We start from the raw sequence: 17,337 nt of genomic DNA, 5'->3' as shown, positions 1-17,337 counted from the left end.
ACGTACAATTCGAAAATGGAGGCTCCGGCCAGCACCACACTGGTCGTCGTCGGCGACGAGGCGGCGTCGGCGATCCACGCCCTCCACGGCTTCGCGAACGTTCGGACGGAGAGCTTCGAGGGAGCATCCGACGACGAGGTGACGCGCTGGTCGACGACCGCGAATGCCCCCTACCTCGTGCACGATCACGACCCGCTCGGGCACGTCGCCGCCGCCTGGGTCGAGTTCTTCGACGACCAGTCGACCTTCGGCGTGCTCGAACTCGAGATCGATCGCGCGGTCGAGGCCGCGGGGCGCCGCGCCATCAGCGTCCCCGACTACTACGTCGTGCTCCACCCCGAGGAGTTGCCGATCACGTGGCGGCACTGGTGGCTCGGCGTACTCGCCTCGGAGGCGCCGATCCGGGTCATCCCCTGGCCCGAGGCCGCCTCGCTCGCGGGACTGCTGCGGCACCTGCCGACCGGCCGCCCCTGGCCCGAGGTGGAGTCGTGGCTGCCCCGCGTGGTCGGCGCGGTGCCCGACCGGGTGGGCCTGCCGGGCGGGGCCTGAATCAGCGGCGCACCCGCAGATCGACCCACACGAGCCGGTGGTCGCTCGACGGGAACGGGTAGGTGCCCGTGAGCGCCGAGAGCGGGTCGGCCTGCACGGGCCAGAACACGCCGGCGTCGTTCACCCGGAGGCCGCGCGACGGCAGCACGTAGTCGGCACGCAGGTTTCCGGGCTCGGGGTTGTCGTTGAAGTCGGCGGTGTCGTATGCGGGATCGGCCAGGTGCGCCAGGTTCGCGCCGCCTTGCAGGGCGGCTGCCTCGACCGCCCCGTCGGAGGTCGGCAGCGGATCGGTGATGCGCCAATGCTCGAGGAGCTGGTGGATCGCGGCATCCGCTGAATCGCCGTCGACCGGGTCGGCGTTCTGATCGCCGACGATCACGAAGGAGTCGCGCAGCTTCAGGCCGCCGCGCTCGCCGGCGTCATCGCGGATGTACCGCGACGACCACGGCGTGATGTAGTCGGCCCAGAAGCGGATCTCGTCGTGATTGCGCAGGCCGTTGCGGTCTTCGGGGCCGTCGAACGTCGGCGGCGTCGGGTGGGAGGCGAGCACGTGGATCGTCGTGCGGCCGACCTCGATCGGCACGTCCCAGTGCGACTTGCTCGAGAGGCGCATGACCTCGAGTTCGTCGGCCGAGTACCAGTCGGCCGGCTCTGGCGTGGTCGGGTCGTCGGGCAGCAGTGCGCCCGGCATGTCCTTCCAGAGGAAGTGCTGGAACGTGCGCACCTCGTCTTCGACGATCGGGTGCTTCGAGAGCACGACCATGCCGTACTGCCCCTCGAAGAGGCCGAATCCGAACGCGTCGTCGCCGCCGCCGATCGTGCCGTCGTTGTTGAGGTCGAATCGGCTCGGAACACCCGTGTTCGACGGGGCGACGAACGCATACGGGTACTCGACCGGGTCGGCGCCGCCCTGGGAGACCTCGAGGTAGTTGTCGCGGAACAGGTCGGCGGCGACACCGCCCTCGACGTAGTCGAACTCGTTGAGCAGCACGATGTCGGGGTTCGTGCGCTGGATGACCTCCGCCACGGTCTTGGCCTGGGCGTTCGTGCCCGTGCTGAGATCAGCCACGAGCGCGCCCGGCTCGCTTCGGTTGAGCGACAGGTTGTAGGTGGCCACGCGAAGCTCGGCGGAACCTGGCCACCAGTCGTGTGCCGTTGCAGGCGTGGCGGCCAGGGCCGTGGCGGTCAGGGCGCCGATCGAGGCTGCGGCGAGGATGGCGGGCAGGCGACGTCTCGTGGACATGCGCACTCCTTCATTGGGGGTCGGCAAGCGATATCCCCAACGTTAGGGAGAGATCGCGTCGACCGGAAGGGTGCGGATGCCCCGGGCCGGCTACGCGGTGGGTGCCTCGGCTGCTGCCGGAATGCCGGGGGCACTGCTGCCTGCACGAAGCGCCGTGCGCAGGGCGAGGAAGAGCAGGATCATGCCGGCCGTGAGGAGGATGTGGCCGAGTCCGGCGATTCCGGCGATCATGCCGCCGGATTCCTCACCGACGACGGTCAGCATGCCGTGCGTGATCAGCATCGCAGAGGTGAGGACGACGCCGGCGTTGTAGACCCAGAAGAACCACGCGAAGAGCTTGCTGCGTGAGAGCGTGAAGACCTTCTCGAGGAGCAGCACGATCAGGAGCACGATGAATCCGAGCGTGAGCAGGTGCGTGTGAGCGAGGCCGAGTTGGGTGAACTGCCCCTCGGGGAAGTCGTTCATCTTGGTGAACTCGCGGTAGAACAGCCCCGAGGCCACTCCGACGAGCATGTAGAAGAAGGCGGCGTAGAAGAGCTTGTGCATCGGATCCCTTTCGTTCCGTTCCATGTTGCCGGTGCGGCGCGCGGGGCGGATCACCCGAACGGTTGATCTCCACGCCTTTCGGTCAGATGAGTCCGGTCTCGCGTGCGAGGGTCACTGCCTTGGCCCTGCTCTCGACGTTGAGCTTCGAGAACAGGTGCACGAGGTGGGTCTTCACGGTCGCCTCGGTCACGAACAGGGTGCGAGCGATCTCACGATTCGAGGCTCCCTGATCAAGGAGGCGGAGTACCTCGATCTCGCGCTCGGTGAGTCTGAGACTCGGCTTGCGCATGCCCTCGACGACGCGCCTGGCCATCTCGGGAGCCAGGACCATTCCGCCTGCGGCGGCTTCACGGAGGGAAGTGACGATCGTGTCGGGTGAGACATCCTTCAACAGGTACCCGGCCGCGCCGGCCTCGATGGCCCGGATGATCTCGACGTCGCGGTCGAAGGTGGTGAGGATGATGACGGCCGGCGCCGGATCCTGTGCGCGCAGTGCCGCGGTGGTGGCGACGCCGTCGATTCCGGGCCCGAGGCGGAGATCGCAGAGCACGACATCGGGGTGAAGGTGGTCCGACAGGGTGACTGCCTCCTCGCCCGTGGCGGCCTCGCCGACGACGTCGACCTCGTCGTTCCGCTCGAAGAGGCTCCGAAGGCCGGTGCGGACGACCGGGTGGTCGTCGACCAGCAGCACGGTGATCGTCTTCTTCATCGCTCCTCCATCGTTCGTCCGAGCGGCACGTGGGCGGAAAGCGCCGTGCCCTCGCCGGGCGCGCTCTCCACATCGAGCCCGCCGCCGAGCTCCCGCAGGCGGGCCCGCATCGAGTGCAGCCCGTATCCGCCGAGTTCGACCCGGTTCGACCCCGTGTCCCAGACGCCGGCATCGAATCCGCGGCCGTCGTCGACGATGTCGAGTCGGATCGCGTCTTCGACATCGGCCAGGCTCACGACCACACGTTTCGCGCCGGCGTGCAACCGCACATTCGCGAGTGCCGACTGCGCGGTTCGAAGCAGTGCCACCTCCGCGGCCGTGGGCAGGGCAGGGAATCCGTCGTCGACATGGAGTTCGGCCTGAAGCCCCGTCTCTTCTGCGAGCCGGTCGAGCATGCGCCGCAGGGCGCCGGCGAGAGCGCCCGCTTCGAGCTCGCCGGGGGCCAGCGCGGCGACGATCCGACGAACGTCGTTGAGGCTGTCGCCGGCGATCGATTCGATCTGACGGAGCACCCGGGCCGATTCGCTCTCGGGATGGTTCTCGAGTTCGGCGTGAACGAGCAGCGTGACCGAGGAGAGCCCCTGCGCGATCGTGTCGTGGATGTCTCGGGAGAGACGGGTTCGTTCGCCCATCGCTCCGGATTCGCGCTGGGTGTGTGCAAGCTCCTCATGCAGATCCGCCATTTCCGCTTGGGCCTGCACGAGAGAGGCCACGAGCCGCTGACGCTCCCTGGCGTCCCGGATGAGCTCGACGTAGCCGCGCGAGATCCCGAGCGCGAACACCCCGCCGACGAGCGGGCCGATGAGGTTGGCGTAGCTCGTCGTTCCGGTGTGCACGAGCGGTGTCGCCGCGACCACGGCGAACACCACGACCGAGAACACCACCGCCCAGCGCCACCGGAGGAGATGGCCGGCGAGGAGCCAGAGCGAGAACGCCAGCCACACGAATTCGACCGACGCCGCCACCGTGCCGACCCAGATCACGGCGAGGCCGACGAGCCACCACGCACCCAGCGCCCGATCACGGGTCCGGCTCGCGAGGATGGCGCCGCCGAGGTACCACCCCGCGAACGCCAGGCTCGAGACGAGGATCAGTGCCACCTGCGTGCCGTCGGCGAGGGCGCGGCCGGCCCCGATGATGAGGAGCAGGGCGGTGATCAGGTGCTGTCCGGCCTGCATCGACCGGACCATCGCGCTCAAGGTCCGCGCCGCCTGCTCGCCGGGGGTCGCCTCATCCGACGGTTGCGGGTTCCCTGACATGATCCTCATGACCCGATTCTCCATCCTGCGGCGTGAACGTGGCTCTCCGGGCGTGGGGTGCACGTCCCGGCCACCAGATCCGGTCGCCCACGAGGCTGAAGATCGCCGGCACGATGACCGTGCGTACCACGAGGGTATCGACGATGACGCCGAGTCCGACGATGAGACCGAGCTGTCCGAGGGTGACGAGCGGCAGCACCCCGAGTGCGGCGAACACTGCGGCAAGGACGATGCCGGCGCTCGTGATCACCCCGCCGGTGCCGGCGACGGCCCGCACCATGCCCTGGCGGGTGCCGTACTCGACGGCTTCGTTCTTCGCCCGGTGCACCAGGAAGATCGTGTAGTCGATGCCGAGCGCGACGAGGAACAGGAACGACAGCAACGGAACCTGCAGGTCGAGTGCGTCCTGGTCGAAGAACACCCGGCTCAGCCAGGCGCCTGCTCCGATCGCAGCCACCGCACTCGCGATGTTGACCAACAGCAGCAGGAACGGCGCGACGAGGGAGCGGAGCAGGATGAGGAGCACGACGAAGCTCACCGCGAGCACCAGCGGGGCGATGACCAGCAGATCTCTGAGGTTGCCGTCGCGGGCGTCGAGATCCGCGGCCACCGGGCCGCCGACCAGAGCTTCGGCGCCGGTGATGCCGTGAGCGGCATCGCGGACATCGGTGACGAGGTCGAGGCTGTCCTGCGTACCCGGAGCCGGTTCACCGGTGACGAGAAGCTTCGTGAGTGATCCGTCCTCCGAATCTCCGGTCGGGGTGACCCGGACGATGCCCGGGAGGTCTTCGATGGCGTTGATCACCTCGTTCGTCTCGCCGCTGTCGGTGACGACGACCATCGGTTGCGCTTCGCCGGGTGGGAAGTGCTCGGAGAGCGTCTCGAGGCCCGCTGCGGATTCGGATGCGACGCGGAACTTCTCGGTCTGGCTGAGCCCGATCGACGTGCCGAAGAGGCCCGCGCCCATCACCGCGAGCAGGGCGGCACCCGCGACGAGCGCCACCCAGGGGCGGCGCACCACGCGGGTCGCGACGCCGTGCCAGACGCGCCCCTGCTGCCGGGTCTGGCCCGGGCGGGGAACGAAGGGCCAGAAGACCCTGCGCCCGCAGACGGCGAGGACGGGCGGCAGGGCGAACAGCACCGCGGCCAACGCGATGAGCAGCCCCACCGCTGAGGAGATGCCGAGGCCACGGGTGCCGGGAATGACCGCCAGCACGAGCGTGGCGAGTGCGATCACCACGGTCAGGTTCGAGGCGACGATGGCGGGCGCGGTCGCTCGCCAGGCCGAGGCCAGCGCGGCACGGTGGTCGTCGGTCTTGCCGAGTTCCTCGCGGTAGCGGGAGATCAACAACAGGGCGTAGTTCGTTCCGGCGCCGAACACGAGAACGCTGATGATGCCGGCGTCGAACTGCAGGTCCAAGGCGGTGCCGACCGCAGCGGTGACCTTCCCCGCGAGCTGATCGGCGAACGCCACCACGACGAGCGGGATCAGCCAGAGCACCGGCGAGCGGTACGTCAGGATGAGCAGCAGTGCGACGATCGCGATGGTCACGATGAGCAAGGTGAAATCGGCCCCGTCGAAGGCGGCCGAGATATCCGCACCGAATGCGGGGCCGCCGGTCACCTGGAGGCTCACCCCGTCGATGGAATTCGCGGCCAGCACATCGCGGAGCGACGTGATCGTCTCCGCGTTCTCGCCGTTGTGTTCGCCGACGGTGATGGGGGTCTGGATGACGGCGGCGTCGCCATCGTCGCTCGTGAACGGCGGCGATGCCTCGAGCCCCGTCTCCGCGTCGATCGCCGGCACGAGGTCCGTCAACGCGGCGAGGTCGGCGTCGCTGAGTGCAGCACCGTCGTCTCGGGCGGCCACGATGAGCACGGACTGCTCGTCGTTGTTCGGGAACTGCGTCAGCGCCTCTTCGACCTGTGCCGACTCCGACGTCGGCGGAGCGACATCCGAGCCCGCTGGGGCATCGGCTTGACCGAACAGACCGAACAGCGCGACGAATGCGAGCAGCACGACGGCGATGGAGACCCAGGCACCTCGACGAGACGTGAGGCGCTCGGGCAGGGAACGGCGAACCCGAATTTCAGACATGCGGAAAGTCCATCAACCCTGCGGCATCCGGACATCGCGCGCGCGGTTGAAACCTCACTCAACCGTTCGATTGAGACCCCAACAGGCCCGACACCCGGTAAGGAATGACCTCGCGCAGGAACAGGCTCGTCGAGGTGCGCACGATCCCCGGACACAGGCGGATCTCTTCGCTCACGCGGTAGAGATCATCGGGCGTCGTCGCAACGACGCGGAGGAGCAGATCGTCATCGCCTGCCGGAGCGAAGCACTCGAGCACCTCGGGGATGGACTTCAGCGCCTCGATCGCCTCGGTGATCAGGTGCTGGTCGAGCTCGGCACGCACGGATGCCGCGACGATGCGTCCGAGGGCCTGCGGGCGGATGCGTGTGGAATGCGGTCGCAGCAACTCACCCGTCTTCATCCGCTCGAGCCGCGCGTGAACGGTGCCACGCGCGAGCCCGAGGCGCTGCGCCAGCAGCGCAACCGGCATGCGGGGGTCTTCGTCGAGGGCGAGAAGGATGCGTCGGTCGGTCGCGTCGATCGAGGTTGCCATGTTTGATCACTCCTGAGGTCAGTGCTGCGACCAGACTAGTCAGATCGTTCAAGTCTGGCGAGTGAGCTTGCGCATCACGGCTGGTCAGCGTTTCATATGGTGTGCAGAACGCGCCATGGTCACCTGGGATTCGTTGCAGGAGAACAGGTCGGATCAGCGGTCGGGTCGAGCCGAAGCCCACAAGGCATGGCCTCGATGCGCACGGGCCACGAGCCCGCCGTGCAGCACCCGCATCCTCTTCGACCGCACACCAGATCTGCAGGGGCGGAGCGCCGCGTCGTGATTCACGCATCGCTCCGCCCCGAGCGAGCACGGCCGTCGAGGAGCGCCCGGGCTGTGGCATCCTGAACGACGACATCAATCGTTCTGTTGATTCGAACGCCTCGTGATCAGGGCAGGTTGGTGTTCACGAAGGGCGGGGGACTCGATGGGTTCACAGCGGGCAGCCGGTACCGTTCAAGCGCCGACCAGGCGCGACTGGCTGGCGCTCGCCGTCGTGTCGACCGGCCTCGGCATGATCGTGCTCGATGGCACGATCGTCGGCGTAGCGATGCCCGAGATCATCAGCGACCTCGGCCTCGATCTCACCGATGCGCAATGGGTGAACAGCCTCTACGCGGTGGTACTGGCCGCACTGCTGTTGTCGACGGGAAAGCTCGCCGATCGCTGGGGCCGGCGAGCGCTGTTCATCGCGGGCCTCGTCGTCTTCGTCGCGGGAAGCATCTTCGCCGCCGCCGCAGACAGCGCCGGCCCGCTGATCGCCGCCCGAGCGGTGCAGGCGGTGGGCGCGGCGATGATCATGCCGTCGACCCTCTCGACGGTCAACGCCGTCTTCCGCGGCAAGTACCGTGCCGCCGCATTCGGGGTCTGGGGAGCCGTGATCTCCGGAGCGGCCGCGGTCGGCCCGCTCGCAGGCGGCGCACTGACGCAATGGGCGTCGTGGCATTGGATCTTCCTCGTCAACATCCCGTTGAGCGCCCTCGTGTTCCTCGGCACGATCCTCACCGTTCCCGAGACCCGCGGGGAGAACACGCGCCCCGGCGCCGATGTCGACGGCGCCCTGCTCAGCGGCATCGGATTCGGCACGCTGGTCTTCGCCATCATCGAGGGGCCCGAACTCGGCTGGTGGACGCCGAAAGCCGACCTGGAGATCTTCGGTTGGGTCTGGCCGGCGACCGCGCCCATCTCCATCGTCCCGATCGCACTGGCGATCGCGGCGGTCACCCTCGTGCTCTTCGTCGTCTGGGAACGGCATCGGGAGCGGGTCCATCGTTCCGCACTGCTGGACCTCGGGCTCTTCCGGTTGCCGACCTTCTCGTGGGGCAACATCACCGCAGCGACCGTCGCAGTCGGCGAGTTCGCCATCATCTTCGTCTTCCCGCTGTACCTCGTCAACGCCCTGGGCCTCGACGTGATGGGGGCCGGCCTCGTGCTCGCGGCGATGGCGATCGGGGCCTTCCTCTCCGGCGCTTCCGCCCGCCACCTTGCCGAGCGGTTCGGTTCCGCGGGCACGGTGCTCATCGGGCTGGCGCTCGAACTGGTGGGCGTCGTCGTGCTGGCAGTGCTCATCCAGGGCACGACACCGGGATGGCTCGTGGCGATTCCGCTGATCGTCTACGGTCTCGGCCTCGGCCTCGCGTCGGCACAGCTCACCGGCACGGTGCTTCGCGACGTGCCCGCCGCGACATCCGGTCAGGGCGCTGCAACCCAGAGCACCGTTCGCCAGGTCGGCTCCGCCCTCGGCACCGCCTTCGCCGGAGCCGCCCTCTCGATCTCCCTCGCGATCACTCTCCCCTCGGCGCTGAGCCAGGCGGGAATCACCGGGGAGGCTGCCGGCTCGCTCGCCGAGAGCACCCGGCAATCTGCCGGAACCACGATCACCCAATTGCGCGCGGAGGGAACCTCCAGCCCTCTCGGCGACGACACCTCGACCGCGGTCGACGCCCTTGCCGCCGGCTTCGCGGATGGCACGCGATGGGCGCTTCTCGTCGCATCGGTCTTCCTCGCCCTCGGGCTCGTCGCCGCGCTCAGGCTGCGGGCGTCGGCGCGCGCGAAATCGTGAGCTCCGGCGCCGGCACGACAGCCGGAGCAGGCTACTCGTTCACGGAGTCGTTCGCACGCTCGTCGAGTTCCTTGAGCCGCTTGAGCTTCGACCAGGGCACGATAGCGATCCATGCGACCGAAGCGATCGACGCTCCCATGATCATTGACACGGTGTCCATCGTTGGAGACTACGCGCCGACTCGAGCGCGCGCCTCCCGCTTGAGACGGAGATCAAACCTCGGATCTCGAGCACTCATGCGCTCGCCTGCGGCGAGCGTTCGGTCTCTTCGGTGTCCAGAGGGCGCTGCAGCTCCGTGCTTTGCATCCGGCCCGCGGCGAGGGCAACCAGGGCGAGTATCGGCGGTATGAGCCCGGCGATGATGAAGATGGTCTCCACCGGGAGGAGGAGTGACAGGGGACCGGCGATCGCGATCGAGACCGGCATGAAGGCGATCGAGACGAAGAAGTCGAGGCTTGCGACGCGGCCGATCATGTCGAGCGGCACGAGCCGCTGCAACAGCGTCCCCCAGATGACGACGCCGGCGCCGGTCGCGGCTCCGACGGCGAACAGGGCGGCGAGCATCAGCATGAGGTGGTCCGCGAGGCCGATCAGCACGAGCGGGAGCGTGCCTCCGCCCCAGCAGACGATCATGAATGTCAGGTAGCGGCGCGGCAGCTTCAGGGATGACACCACGAGCGAACCGACTGCACCACCGATTCCGAACGCGGCCAGGAGCATGCCGAAAGTGGCCTCCGCGTCCTCGAATCGGCCTCGGGTCAGGAAGGGCAAGAGCACTTCGATCGGCCCTTGGATGATGAGCGCGAGCGACGATCCGAAGATCAGCGTCCAGAGCAACCAGCGTGTGCCGGCCACGTAGCGAACGCCCGCGCGGAGGTCACCCCACACGCTGGTTCGCTCCTCGGTCGACGTCGACTCGGTCACCTCGTCACGCCGGCTGAGAAGGAGCACGATGACGAACGCGATCGCATACGATGCCGCGACGACGACCGCCCCGATGGCTGGGAAGAACGCACCGACGATGATCCCGCCGAGCGCCGGTCCGAGGCCTTGCCCCATCGAGGGTCGCAGCGCCCCTTCGAGGCCGTTCGCCGCGAGGAGCTGTTCCGGCGGGAGCACGTGCGGCAGGTAGGCGCTGTATGCGGGATAGAAGAACGCGCTTCCGGCCCCCATCGCGAACGACGCGACTCCGACGTGCCACAGCTCTATCGACCCGCTGAGGGACAGCACCGCCACCGTGCTCATGACCGCAGCGGTGAGCCCCTGCACCGTGATGATGATGCGTCGTTTCGAGAAGCGGTCAGCGGCGACCCCGCCGAGGATCGAGAACGCCAACAGGCCAAGGCTGAGGCCCGTTGCGACTGCCGAGAGTGCCAGTGGGCTGTCGTCGAGCGCGAGCACTTGGAACACCATGACGATCGTCCACATGCCGGTGCCGAACACCTCGATGCCGACCGCGGCGAACAGCAGCCGGTAGTCGCGGTCGCCCAGCGGCCTGAGCGCGCGCAGCAGGTCGGGATTCTTCCGGCTCATGCCAGAGCCTCCCTTCTCGCCAGAGCACTCACGTGCAGTGATGGCCAACCGTCGATGTCGCGGAGGAGCTGCCGATCGTGGGTGGAGAGCACGACCGCAGCTTGCGTCGCGCCGAGCGCTTCGGTCAGTTCGTCGACGAGGGCGATCGAGAGGTGATTGGTGGGTTCGTCGAGCAGCAGCACGTGGGGTCTTGTCGCCAGCACCAGCGCGAGGTCGAGGCGTCGTTGCTGTCCCATCGACAACTCACCGATCCGCTTGCTCGACTCACGAGCGCGCAGGAGGCCGAGTTGCGAGAGCCCGATCGCTTCCGACGCATGCATCCTCCCTGCTGCGTGGAGCGCATCGACGTGGGTCGCGTAGACCTCACTCGCGCGCCGCTGCAGCGGCAGGTCGTTCTCTTGCCGCAGGTAGCCCAGACGTACGTTCTGCGGCATCCGAACGGAGCCGGTGTCTGGTTGCAGCTCGCCGGCGATGACGTCCAGCAGGGTCGACTTGCCGGCCCCGTTCGGACCGGTCACGACCAGGCGACCACGGTGCGAGAGCGAGAACGAGATCGGGCCCGCCAAGCGCTCCGCCACGCTGATGTCATCGGCACTCAGCAGCAGCGCGCCGGTTCTCGTCGACAGCTCGGGAAAGTGGAACTGCTGCGGGGGCTCCGGCATCGTCACCGCGTGGGCTTCGAGCTGTTCCTGACGTCGGTGCACACTCTGCACGAGTCCGCCCGCGCGGGTCGCCCGCCCGTGCTTGTTCGTGCCCTTCTCCGGTCGCCATCCCGACACGAGCCGGTTCTGGGCGGAACTGAGGCGGTCGTGCAGTCGGGCGTGCTCGGCTTGTTGGCGGTCGTATTCCTGCTCCCAGCGTTCGCGCTCGGCCCGCCGTCCCTCGCGGTAGCCGGCGTAGCCGCCGCCGTACACGCGCACTCGACCGTCCGGCGACGGGTCGAGGTCGACGATGGTCTCCGCAACATCCGTGAGCAACGCACGATCGTGCGTGGCGACGACCACACCGCCGTTGCGCGACCGGAGCTGCGTGCTCAAGAAGTCGAGACCGCTGCGATCCAGGTGGTTGGTGGGCTCGTCGAGCAGCAGGAAGTCGTCTTCGGCACCCAGCAGGCACGCCAGACGCACGCGATACCGCTGCCCCACCGAGAGCTCGCCGAGCAGGTGGTCGGGGTCGGTCTCGGCGTCGAGGGCTTCGAGCGCGACCTGCACGCGGCGCTCGGCATCCCAGGCGTCGAGTATCTCGGCTTCCTCCAACGCATCGGCGTAACGCTCCGCAGCGTCTGCCGCGCCATCCGAGAGAGCGAGCGCAGCGGAGTCGAGTGATGCCAGCGCGGCGAGTGGTGCAGCGATGGCTTCGGCCACGGCCTGGCCGACGGTGCGGTCATCGCCTGCGGGCATCTCCTGTGCAGCGACGCCGAGTGTCCCGATGCGTTGTACGGAGCCGGCGTCGGGAACGAGGGTTCCGTCGAGTACGTGCAGCAGGGTGGACTTGCCGCGCCCGTTCTCTCCCACGATCGCGATGCGTGACGCCGGGGTGATGGTGAGGTCGACGCGACTCAGCACGGGCGTTGCCCCGCGCATCACGGAGATGTCTGAAGCGATGAGCTGTGCGCGATGGCGCGCCGGATGATGCCTGGTTCGGTTGAGCATTCGAATTCCTTCGATACGACGCACGGCACCTGACAGAGCAGGAACGTGCGCAAGTGACGACGATCCGTACAGGATCGAGAACGAGCGGCCGCCGCAAGCTCGGATCGACTCAACGAGCGCGGAGGGCCTGACTCGGCCGTCACAGGAAGTACAAATGCATCCGGCGATAGTACATGCCGCCCGTCCGGTTGGCAAGCGGATCAGATTTCGCTGTGCTCGACCGAGACGTCGCGCGACGATCGGCCTCGTCGGCGTCGTCCTGTGGTGGCCCGGTACCGTCGGTGCGATGCTGTTGCCGCTGGCCGTCGGGGCCTTCGGCGTGATCGAGTACGTCAACTACTTCGTGGTGCGATTGTCATATCCCGTCGGCCGCTGGCTGACGACGATCGGGCAGTGGCGCACCCCGCAGCTCGTGCAGGATCTCCGGGGTACAGCGCCCGAGTGTTCGGCGCAGTAGGAGCTCAGATGCAGAGATTCGCGACTCGCGGCAGAATGAGTGTCATGGCAATGACGTCGCATCTCACACCGGATCTCGCCCGTGCCGCGCGCGCCCTCACCCAGGTCTCCGCGAAGGTCATCGCTGCTGACGCGGATATCGAGAAGCAACGAGTACGCCGGTTCGAGAAGGGCGGCGAGGCGCTCAGCCTCGACGAGCAGGAGAGACTGCTGGCGGTGCTCGAGTCCTACGGCGTGGTCTTCATCGACGAGGATTCGGTCGGTGGCTACGGGGTACGTCGCAAGTTCACCGATGCGAAGGTTCGCCGCCTTGAGACCTGGGAAGGCGAGGGCGGCCCGGTCGCCGACGACAGCATGTAGGCCGGCCGGCTCGCCGCATCAACCGAGTTCGTCGCGGCGGCGAGCCAGGTAGGCCGTCTCGGCGGTGTTGCCCGCGAGAGCGATGGCACGATCGTAGGCAGCTCGTGACTCGGTGCGGCGGTCGAGCCTGCGCAGCAGTTCGGCGCGCGTGGCGTGGAGGGCGTGATACCCGTTCAGTGCATCAGCGAGACGATCGATGATCGTCAACCCGGCATCCGGGCCTGCGAGTTCGGCGACGGCGATCGCGCGGTTGAGCGCGACGATCGGCGAGGGGTCGAGGCGCTCCAGTTGGTCGTACAGGGCGACGACCTGCGACCAGTCGGTGTCGCGGGCGTCGCGCGCGTCGGTGTGCACAGCGTTGATCGCAGCGAGCAGTTGGAAGCGACCGGGTGCCACCCCGGAATCGAGGCGTTCGCGCACCAGCACGTGCCCCTCTTCGATCAGTGCATGATCCCAGGCGCGGCGGTCCTGCTCGCCGAGGGGAACGAGCTCGCCGCCAGGTGAAACGCGGGCGGGGCGGCGGGCCTCGGTGAGCAGCATCAGCGCCAGCAGACCGGCGACCTCGCCGTCGTCGGGGAGCAACGTGCGGATCAGGCGCGTCAGCCGGATCGCCTCGGCGGTCAGGTCGGCGCGCACCGGGTCGGTGTCGGCGCCGGTTGCGAGGTAGCCCTCGTTGAAGATGAGGAACAGCACGGCGAGCACCCCGGCGACCCGCTCCGGCAGGTCGTGCGCCGACGGCACCCGGTAGGGGATGCGGGCCGCCGCGACCTTGCCCTTCGCGCGGGTGATGCGCTGCGCCATGGTGCTCTCCGGCACGAGGAAGCCGCGGGCGATCTCGGTCACGGTCAGGCCACCGACCATACGCAGCGTCAACGCCACCCGCGCCTCCAACGCAAGGGCCGGGTGGCAGCAGATGAAGATCAACCGCAGCCGATCGTCGTCGATCGCGCCGAGCGGCTCGGGCGGGTCGTCGTCGCGCAGCATCAACGCCTCCCGATGCTTGTCGTCGCGTTTGTGCTCACGCCGGATCCGGTCGATCGCCTTGCGATTCGCGGTCGTGGTGAGCCACGCGCCCGGGTTGGGCGGCACACCGTCGGCCGGCCACCGTTCGACCGCGATCACGAAGGCTTCGGATGCCGCATCCTCGGCGATATCGAGGTCGCCGAATCGTTTCGCGAGTGAGGCGACCACCCGGGCCCACTCCTCATGGTGGGCACGGGTGATCGCGTCGCGCGCGTCGATCGGGCTCACACGACCAGGATCGGTCGCACCTCGACCCGGCGATTGCAGGCCCGCGACCCCTCGGCCATGAGTTCGAGTGCCACGTCGAGGTCGGGGGCGTCGATGATCCAGAACCCGGCCATGTGCTCCTTCGACTCGATGAAGGGCCCGTCGGTGAACACGGGCTGCTCGCCCCGGCCGTCGATGACTGTCGCCGTGCTCGGCGCTGCGAGGCCGGCCGCGAACACCCAGTGGCCGCCCGCGCGCAGGCGGTCGTTGAAGTCGCCGATCGCCCGCATCTCGTCGGGCGTGCCGGAGTTGGTCCGTTCGTCGATCACCGAGACCAGGTATTGCATCTCACACCTCCCGGATGTGGCTCACGGCCATACTGCTACGGATGCTGCCCGTCACGCATACTCCGGGCGCCCGGCCGGACGATAGGTCTGCGCCAGGATGCCCGTCTGGAACGTGCGTGATTCCAGCAGTTCGAGGGCGAAATCCCCGCCTGTCTCGGGGAACAGCCGGGTGCCTGCGCCGACGATCACCGGGAAGACGATCAGCGTCATCTCGTCGACGAGCTCGCGTTCGAGCAGCCAGCGGATCAGTTGTCCGCTGCCGTGCACCTGCAGTTCGCCGCCAGGCCGGGCTTTCAGGTCTCGGATGGCCACCTCGAGATCTCCCGAGAGCACCGTCGTGTCGGCCCATCGCGGGTCTCGGATCGTGTTCGATGCGACGAACTTCGGCCGCGAGTTCAGCGAGCTCACGAACGGGTCGTCGACGTCGGCTCGGCGCTCCTCGCCCCAGTATCCGGCGAAGAGGTCGTATGTGCGCCGCCCGAACAGGAACGCGTCGGCGCGCTGGTAGTAGTCGCCGATGTAGGATTCAGACTCCTCATCGCCGAGCGGCAGCGCCCACCCGCCGCGCTCGAACCCTGGGTCGAACTCCGGGTTGTTCCCGCCGTTCGCCTGCATCACGCCGTCGACGGTGATCTGGGTGTTGGTGATCAGCTTCATGATCGTGTTCCCTTCCGGGGCGCCCCTCGCGGGCATCCTCTCACCATTGCTACGAACGGCGTCGACGCGAACCGACAGAACGAGCGAAGAATGTTCTCGCGCCGTCAGCCGCCCCTGCCGGAGGCGGGTTGCACGAGCGGTGAGCCGAGGGCCGGAGCTGCGACGTCGCCACGGGAGGCAGGGTTGCGCTACGCCCTGCGTGGGCCCAGCGGATGCCTCGCCGCGGCCGCGGCCTCGAGCTCCGTCAGGGCGGCCCCGGTCGCGATCTCGGCGCGGATCTGTTCACCGAGCGCTTCCGCCGCAGCTCGGTACGAAGGTTCGTGCAGCATCCGATTCACGGCCTCGGCGATGGTCGCGGCATCCGACCGTTGTGAGATCACCATGGCCACGCCGTGTCGTGCCGCGCGCGCGGCGTTGTCGGTCTGATCGCGACCGAGCGGGATGCAGAGCGAGGGCAGGCCGGCCGCGATCGCCTTGATCAGTGTGCCGTGACCCGCGTGGGTGATGACGAGGTCTGCCTTGGCGAAGAGCTCGTTGTGGGCGGCGGCGCGCACCACGGCGACGTTGGGGGCGCTGTCGATCTCGGCCGGGTCGATCGCGGGCCCGGTCGTGATGACGCCGCGCACCGGAAGGGTCGAGAGGGCCCGCGCGATGCGGCCGAGCAGCGCGGACTGCTGCATGTACGAGCTCGACAGTCCGACGACCACGAGCGGGTCATCGCCCGGCGGTAGCTCGAGCACGCCCTCGGTCGGGATGTCCTCGAGCACCGGACCCACGTAGCGCACGTTCGGGGCTTCGGCCGGCGGGTCGTCGAACGCCGATCCGGTGAGCAGGAGCACGCGTTCGGCGCGCTCCCACTGCTCCCAGAGATGGCGGAGCGGGTCGAGCCCGAACTCGGCGCGAACGCGGTTCAGGCTTCGCAGGCCGCCGCCGCCGCGGTCCCACATGAGGTTGGCCAGCACGAATCCGGCGCGATCGCGCGCTCGACCCCGCGGCCCGCGGGCCGGGGCGAGGCGTCCCGCCGGCGGGCGCACGCGAGACGGCGCCACGTAGACGCTCCCGATCATGGCCACGGTGGGGATGCCGCGTGCCTCGGCGCCGACAAGTGCGCCAAACAGGATGCCGTCGGCGAGCACCGCGTCGAACGGCTCGTCGTCGAGCGCGGCGACGACGTCGGCGGCGAATCGGGACGCTGCCGGCCCGGAGATGAGCCGATCGCGCAGGCGCATGCCCGCGCCGATCTGCGTGCGGCACTCCCAGTCCTTGAGCACGTCGTCGTCGAGTGAGGTCGATCGGCGCTGCGGTGCGGTCGGCCAGGTGCGGTGGATCGCGCCCGTCGCGGCGATGTCGGCGGCGAGCGTCGGGTCACCGTAGACGACGACCTCATGACCGTGATCGACGAGCAGGCGTGCGATGCCGAGGTTCGGCGGGGTCGCACCGCCGCCGTCCCAGACCGCGAGCAGGTACCTCATGGTTCAACCCCTCTCGAGTTGACCGGCGATGAGCCGGCGAAGCACGGCGCGCGTCACCTCGGGCGAGCGGCCAAGGTCGCGCCGCAGGAGTTTCCACGTGCCGACGTCGGTGACGGCGTAGAGCGCGGCGACCGTCTCTTCGCGGTCGCCTCCGCGGCCGGCAGCGGTGAGGTGGTCGCCTCCGCGGTCGGCAGCGGTGAGGTGGGGCGCGAAGACCGCCTCGATCCACGCGCGGTGGGCGGCTCGAGCGCCGTCGAGCAGGCTGCCCAGCACGGTCTGACGCTCGGCGTCGGCGACGAGCCGCCAGTTCGCGTCGCCGAGCACCTCGTAGTGACGCATCAGTGCATCGACGGCGCCGTCGAGATCGCCCGGCTCGACCGGGCCGCGCAGGTCGGCGACCACGCCGGCGAAGGCCTCGGCCGCCGCAGCGAGCATGCCCTCTTTCGAACCGAAGTGGTTCAGCAGGGTCTGCACCGTGACCCCGGCCGCCCCCGCGACCTCAGCGAGCGTGACGTCGTCGTAGTGGCGGTCGGCGAATCGCTCGCGCGCGGCCAGGAGGAGTCGCTCGCGCGTGCGCGCGGTCGCGGCGGCGCGTGCCGTCATGTCGTACTCGCGAGCGGGAGAGCCCATGT

General features: G+C 68.7%; 18 protein-coding genes. 4 read left to right on the top strand and 14 right to left on the bottom strand.

The annotated features are described in order from the left end of the window. Positions 1-15: 15 nt before the first annotated feature. The gene (locus FHG54_RS14670) at positions 16-549 is read left to right on the top strand and encodes a hypothetical protein (protein WP_139417926.1); all 534 of its coding nucleotides are present in this window, start codon (positions 16-18) and stop codon (positions 547-549) included. 1 nt (position 550) lies between these two features. On the opposite strand, the gene FHG54_RS14665 is transcribed toward FHG54_RS14670, so the two are convergent. From FHG54_RS14665 to FHG54_RS14640, 6 genes are all read right to left on the bottom strand, one after another. Then, positions 551-1,792, bottom strand: coding sequence for an endonuclease/exonuclease/phosphatase family protein (locus tag FHG54_RS14665; RefSeq protein WP_139417925.1), 1,242 nt, complete (start codon positions 1,790-1,792; stop codon positions 551-553). A 90-nt stretch (positions 1,793-1,882) separates the two neighbouring features. Continuing rightward, the gene (locus FHG54_RS14660) at positions 1,883-2,338 is read right to left on the bottom strand and encodes a DUF2871 domain-containing protein (RefSeq protein ID WP_139417924.1); all 456 of its coding nucleotides are present in this window, start codon (positions 2,336-2,338) and stop codon (positions 1,883-1,885) included. 82 nt (positions 2,339-2,420) lie between these two features. Next, a complete protein-coding gene (locus FHG54_RS14655) occupies positions 2,421-3,047 on the bottom strand; it encodes a response regulator (RefSeq protein ID WP_139417923.1) in 627 nt (208 codons plus the stop codon). Beyond that, positions 3,044-4,315 (bottom strand): sensor histidine kinase, encoded by a 1,272-nt coding sequence (locus tag FHG54_RS14650; protein ID WP_332310023.1) that lies wholly within the window; start codon positions 4,313-4,315, stop codon positions 3,044-3,046. Before FHG54_RS14650 ends, FHG54_RS14655 begins: the two co-directional genes overlap by 4 nt. Then, entirely contained in the window at positions 4,278-6,404 is a 2,127-nt protein-coding gene (locus FHG54_RS14645; protein ID WP_139417922.1) for an MMPL family transporter, read from the bottom strand. Before FHG54_RS14645 ends, FHG54_RS14650 begins: the two co-directional genes overlap by 38 nt. Before the next feature lie 58 nt (positions 6,405-6,462). Next, positions 6,463-6,936, bottom strand: coding sequence for an Lrp/AsnC family transcriptional regulator (locus tag FHG54_RS14640; protein WP_139417921.1), 474 nt, complete (start codon positions 6,934-6,936; stop codon positions 6,463-6,465). Positions 6,937-7,363: 427 nt separating this feature from the next. Here FHG54_RS14640 and FHG54_RS14635 point away from each other — a divergent pair, with 427 nt between their 5' ends. Next, the gene (locus FHG54_RS14635; protein WP_139417920.1) at positions 7,364-8,998 is read left to right on the top strand and encodes an MFS transporter; all 1,635 of its coding nucleotides are present in this window, start codon (positions 7,364-7,366) and stop codon (positions 8,996-8,998) included. 31 nt (positions 8,999-9,029) lie between these two features. Here FHG54_RS14635 and FHG54_RS16975 read toward each other — a convergent pair whose 3' ends face one another. From FHG54_RS16975 to FHG54_RS14625, 3 genes are all read right to left on the bottom strand, one after another. Then, positions 9,030-9,158, bottom strand: coding sequence for a hypothetical protein (locus tag FHG54_RS16975; RefSeq protein ID WP_267898503.1), 129 nt, complete (start codon positions 9,156-9,158; stop codon positions 9,030-9,032). 74 nt (positions 9,159-9,232) lie between these two features. Continuing rightward, a complete protein-coding gene (locus FHG54_RS14630) occupies positions 9,233-10,531 on the bottom strand; it encodes an MFS transporter (protein WP_139417919.1) in 1,299 nt (432 codons plus the stop codon). Further along, complete coding sequence (locus tag FHG54_RS14625; RefSeq protein WP_139417918.1) at positions 10,528-12,183, bottom strand: ABC-F family ATP-binding cassette domain-containing protein; 1,656 nt, start codon at positions 12,181-12,183, stop codon at positions 10,528-10,530. Before FHG54_RS14625 ends, FHG54_RS14630 begins: the two co-directional genes overlap by 4 nt. Positions 12,184-12,469: 286 nt before the next feature. On the opposite strand from FHG54_RS14625, the gene FHG54_RS16415 reads away from it, so the two are divergent. Both FHG54_RS16415 and FHG54_RS14620 read left to right on the top strand, forming a co-directional pair. Then, positions 12,470-12,640 carry a hypothetical protein gene (locus FHG54_RS16415; protein ID WP_168197193.1) on the top strand — a complete coding sequence of 57 codons (171 nt, stop codon included), beginning with the start codon at positions 12,470-12,472 and terminating at the stop codon, positions 12,638-12,640. Between the two features lie 44 nt (positions 12,641-12,684). Next, the gene (locus FHG54_RS14620) at positions 12,685-12,999 is read left to right on the top strand and encodes an XRE family transcriptional regulator (RefSeq protein ID WP_139417917.1); all 315 of its coding nucleotides are present in this window, start codon (positions 12,685-12,687) and stop codon (positions 12,997-12,999) included. A gap of 18 nt (positions 13,000-13,017) precedes the next feature. Here the strand turns inward: FHG54_RS14620 and FHG54_RS14615 are convergent, their stop codons facing one another. The 5 genes from FHG54_RS14615 to FHG54_RS14595 form a co-directional block, all read right to left on the bottom strand. Continuing rightward, a complete protein-coding gene (locus tag FHG54_RS14615) occupies positions 13,018-14,250 on the bottom strand; it encodes an RNA polymerase sigma factor (RefSeq protein ID WP_139417916.1) in 1,233 nt (410 codons plus the stop codon). Beyond that, positions 14,247-14,576 (bottom strand): YciI family protein, encoded by a 330-nt coding sequence (locus FHG54_RS14610; RefSeq protein WP_139417915.1) that lies wholly within the window; start codon positions 14,574-14,576, stop codon positions 14,247-14,249. The genes FHG54_RS14615 and FHG54_RS14610 overlap by 4 nt, the downstream gene beginning before the upstream one ends. Before the next feature lie 51 nt (positions 14,577-14,627). Beyond that, the gene (locus FHG54_RS14605; RefSeq protein ID WP_139417914.1) at positions 14,628-15,233 is read right to left on the bottom strand and encodes a dihydrofolate reductase family protein; all 606 of its coding nucleotides are present in this window, start codon (positions 15,231-15,233) and stop codon (positions 14,628-14,630) included. Between the two features lie 188 nt (positions 15,234-15,421). Continuing rightward, positions 15,422-16,705: a glycosyltransferase gene (locus FHG54_RS14600; RefSeq protein WP_139417913.1), complete on the bottom strand. Its 1,284-nt coding sequence runs from the start codon at positions 16,703-16,705 to the stop codon at positions 15,422-15,424. 3 nt (positions 16,706-16,708) lie between these two features. Then, positions 16,709-17,335 carry a TetR/AcrR family transcriptional regulator gene (locus FHG54_RS14595; protein WP_210415435.1) on the bottom strand — a complete coding sequence of 209 codons (627 nt, stop codon included), beginning with the start codon at positions 17,333-17,335 and terminating at the stop codon, positions 16,709-16,711. Positions 17,336-17,337 lie beyond the last annotated feature (2 nt).

The organism is Agromyces laixinhei (assembly GCF_006337065.1).
Classification (GTDB): Bacteria; Actinomycetota; Actinomycetes; order Actinomycetales; family Microbacteriaceae; genus Agromyces; species Agromyces laixinhei.
This window is presented reverse-complemented; position numbering and strand designations above follow the sequence as displayed.

What these genes read in the sequence shown, in the direction of transcription:
- FHG54_RS14595 (WP_210415435.1), bottom strand. Translation starts at nt 17,335, where the DNA reads ATGGGCTCTCCCGCTCGCGAGTACGACATGACGGCACGCGCCGCCGCG.
- FHG54_RS14640 (WP_139417921.1), bottom strand. Translation starts at nt 6,936, where the DNA reads ATGGCAACCTCGATCGACGCGACCGACCGACGCATCCTTCTCGCCCTC.
- FHG54_RS14660 (WP_139417924.1), bottom strand. Translation starts at nt 2,338, where the DNA reads ATGCACAAGCTCTTCTACGCCGCCTTCTTCTACATGCTCGTCGGAGTG.
- FHG54_RS14620 (WP_139417917.1), top strand. Translation starts at nt 12,685, where the DNA reads ATGGCAATGACGTCGCATCTCACACCGGATCTCGCCCGTGCCGCGCGC.
- FHG54_RS16415 (WP_168197193.1), top strand. Translation starts at nt 12,470, where the DNA reads ATGCTGTTGCCGCTGGCCGTCGGGGCCTTCGGCGTGATCGAGTACGTC.
- FHG54_RS14650 (WP_332310023.1), bottom strand. Translation starts at nt 4,315, where the DNA reads ATGAGGATCATGTCAGGGAACCCGCAACCGTCGGATGAGGCGACCCCC.
- FHG54_RS14625 (WP_139417918.1), bottom strand. Translation starts at nt 12,183, where the DNA reads ATGCTCAACCGAACCAGGCATCATCCGGCGCGCCATCGCGCACAGCTC.
- FHG54_RS14635 (WP_139417920.1), top strand. Translation starts at nt 7,364, where the DNA reads ATGGGTTCACAGCGGGCAGCCGGTACCGTTCAAGCGCCGACCAGGCGC.
- FHG54_RS14605 (WP_139417914.1), bottom strand. Translation starts at nt 15,233, where the DNA reads ATGAAGCTGATCACCAACACCCAGATCACCGTCGACGGCGTGATGCAG.
- FHG54_RS14655 (WP_139417923.1), bottom strand. Translation starts at nt 3,047, where the DNA reads ATGAAGAAGACGATCACCGTGCTGCTGGTCGACGACCACCCGGTCGTC.
- FHG54_RS14630 (WP_139417919.1), bottom strand. Translation starts at nt 10,531, where the DNA reads ATGAGCCGGAAGAATCCCGACCTGCTGCGCGCGCTCAGGCCGCTGGGC.
- FHG54_RS14670 (WP_139417926.1), top strand. Translation starts at nt 16, where the DNA reads ATGGAGGCTCCGGCCAGCACCACACTGGTCGTCGTCGGCGACGAGGCG.
- FHG54_RS16975 (WP_267898503.1), bottom strand. Translation starts at nt 9,158, where the DNA reads ATGGACACCGTGTCAATGATCATGGGAGCGTCGATCGCTTCGGTCGCA.
- FHG54_RS14665 (WP_139417925.1), bottom strand. Translation starts at nt 1,792, where the DNA reads ATGTCCACGAGACGTCGCCTGCCCGCCATCCTCGCCGCAGCCTCGATC.
- FHG54_RS14610 (WP_139417915.1), bottom strand. Translation starts at nt 14,576, where the DNA reads ATGCAATACCTGGTCTCGGTGATCGACGAACGGACCAACTCCGGCACG.
- FHG54_RS14600 (WP_139417913.1), bottom strand. Translation starts at nt 16,705, where the DNA reads ATGAGGTACCTGCTCGCGGTCTGGGACGGCGGCGGTGCGACCCCGCCG.
- FHG54_RS14645 (WP_139417922.1), bottom strand. Translation starts at nt 6,404, where the DNA reads ATGTCTGAAATTCGGGTTCGCCGTTCCCTGCCCGAGCGCCTCACGTCT.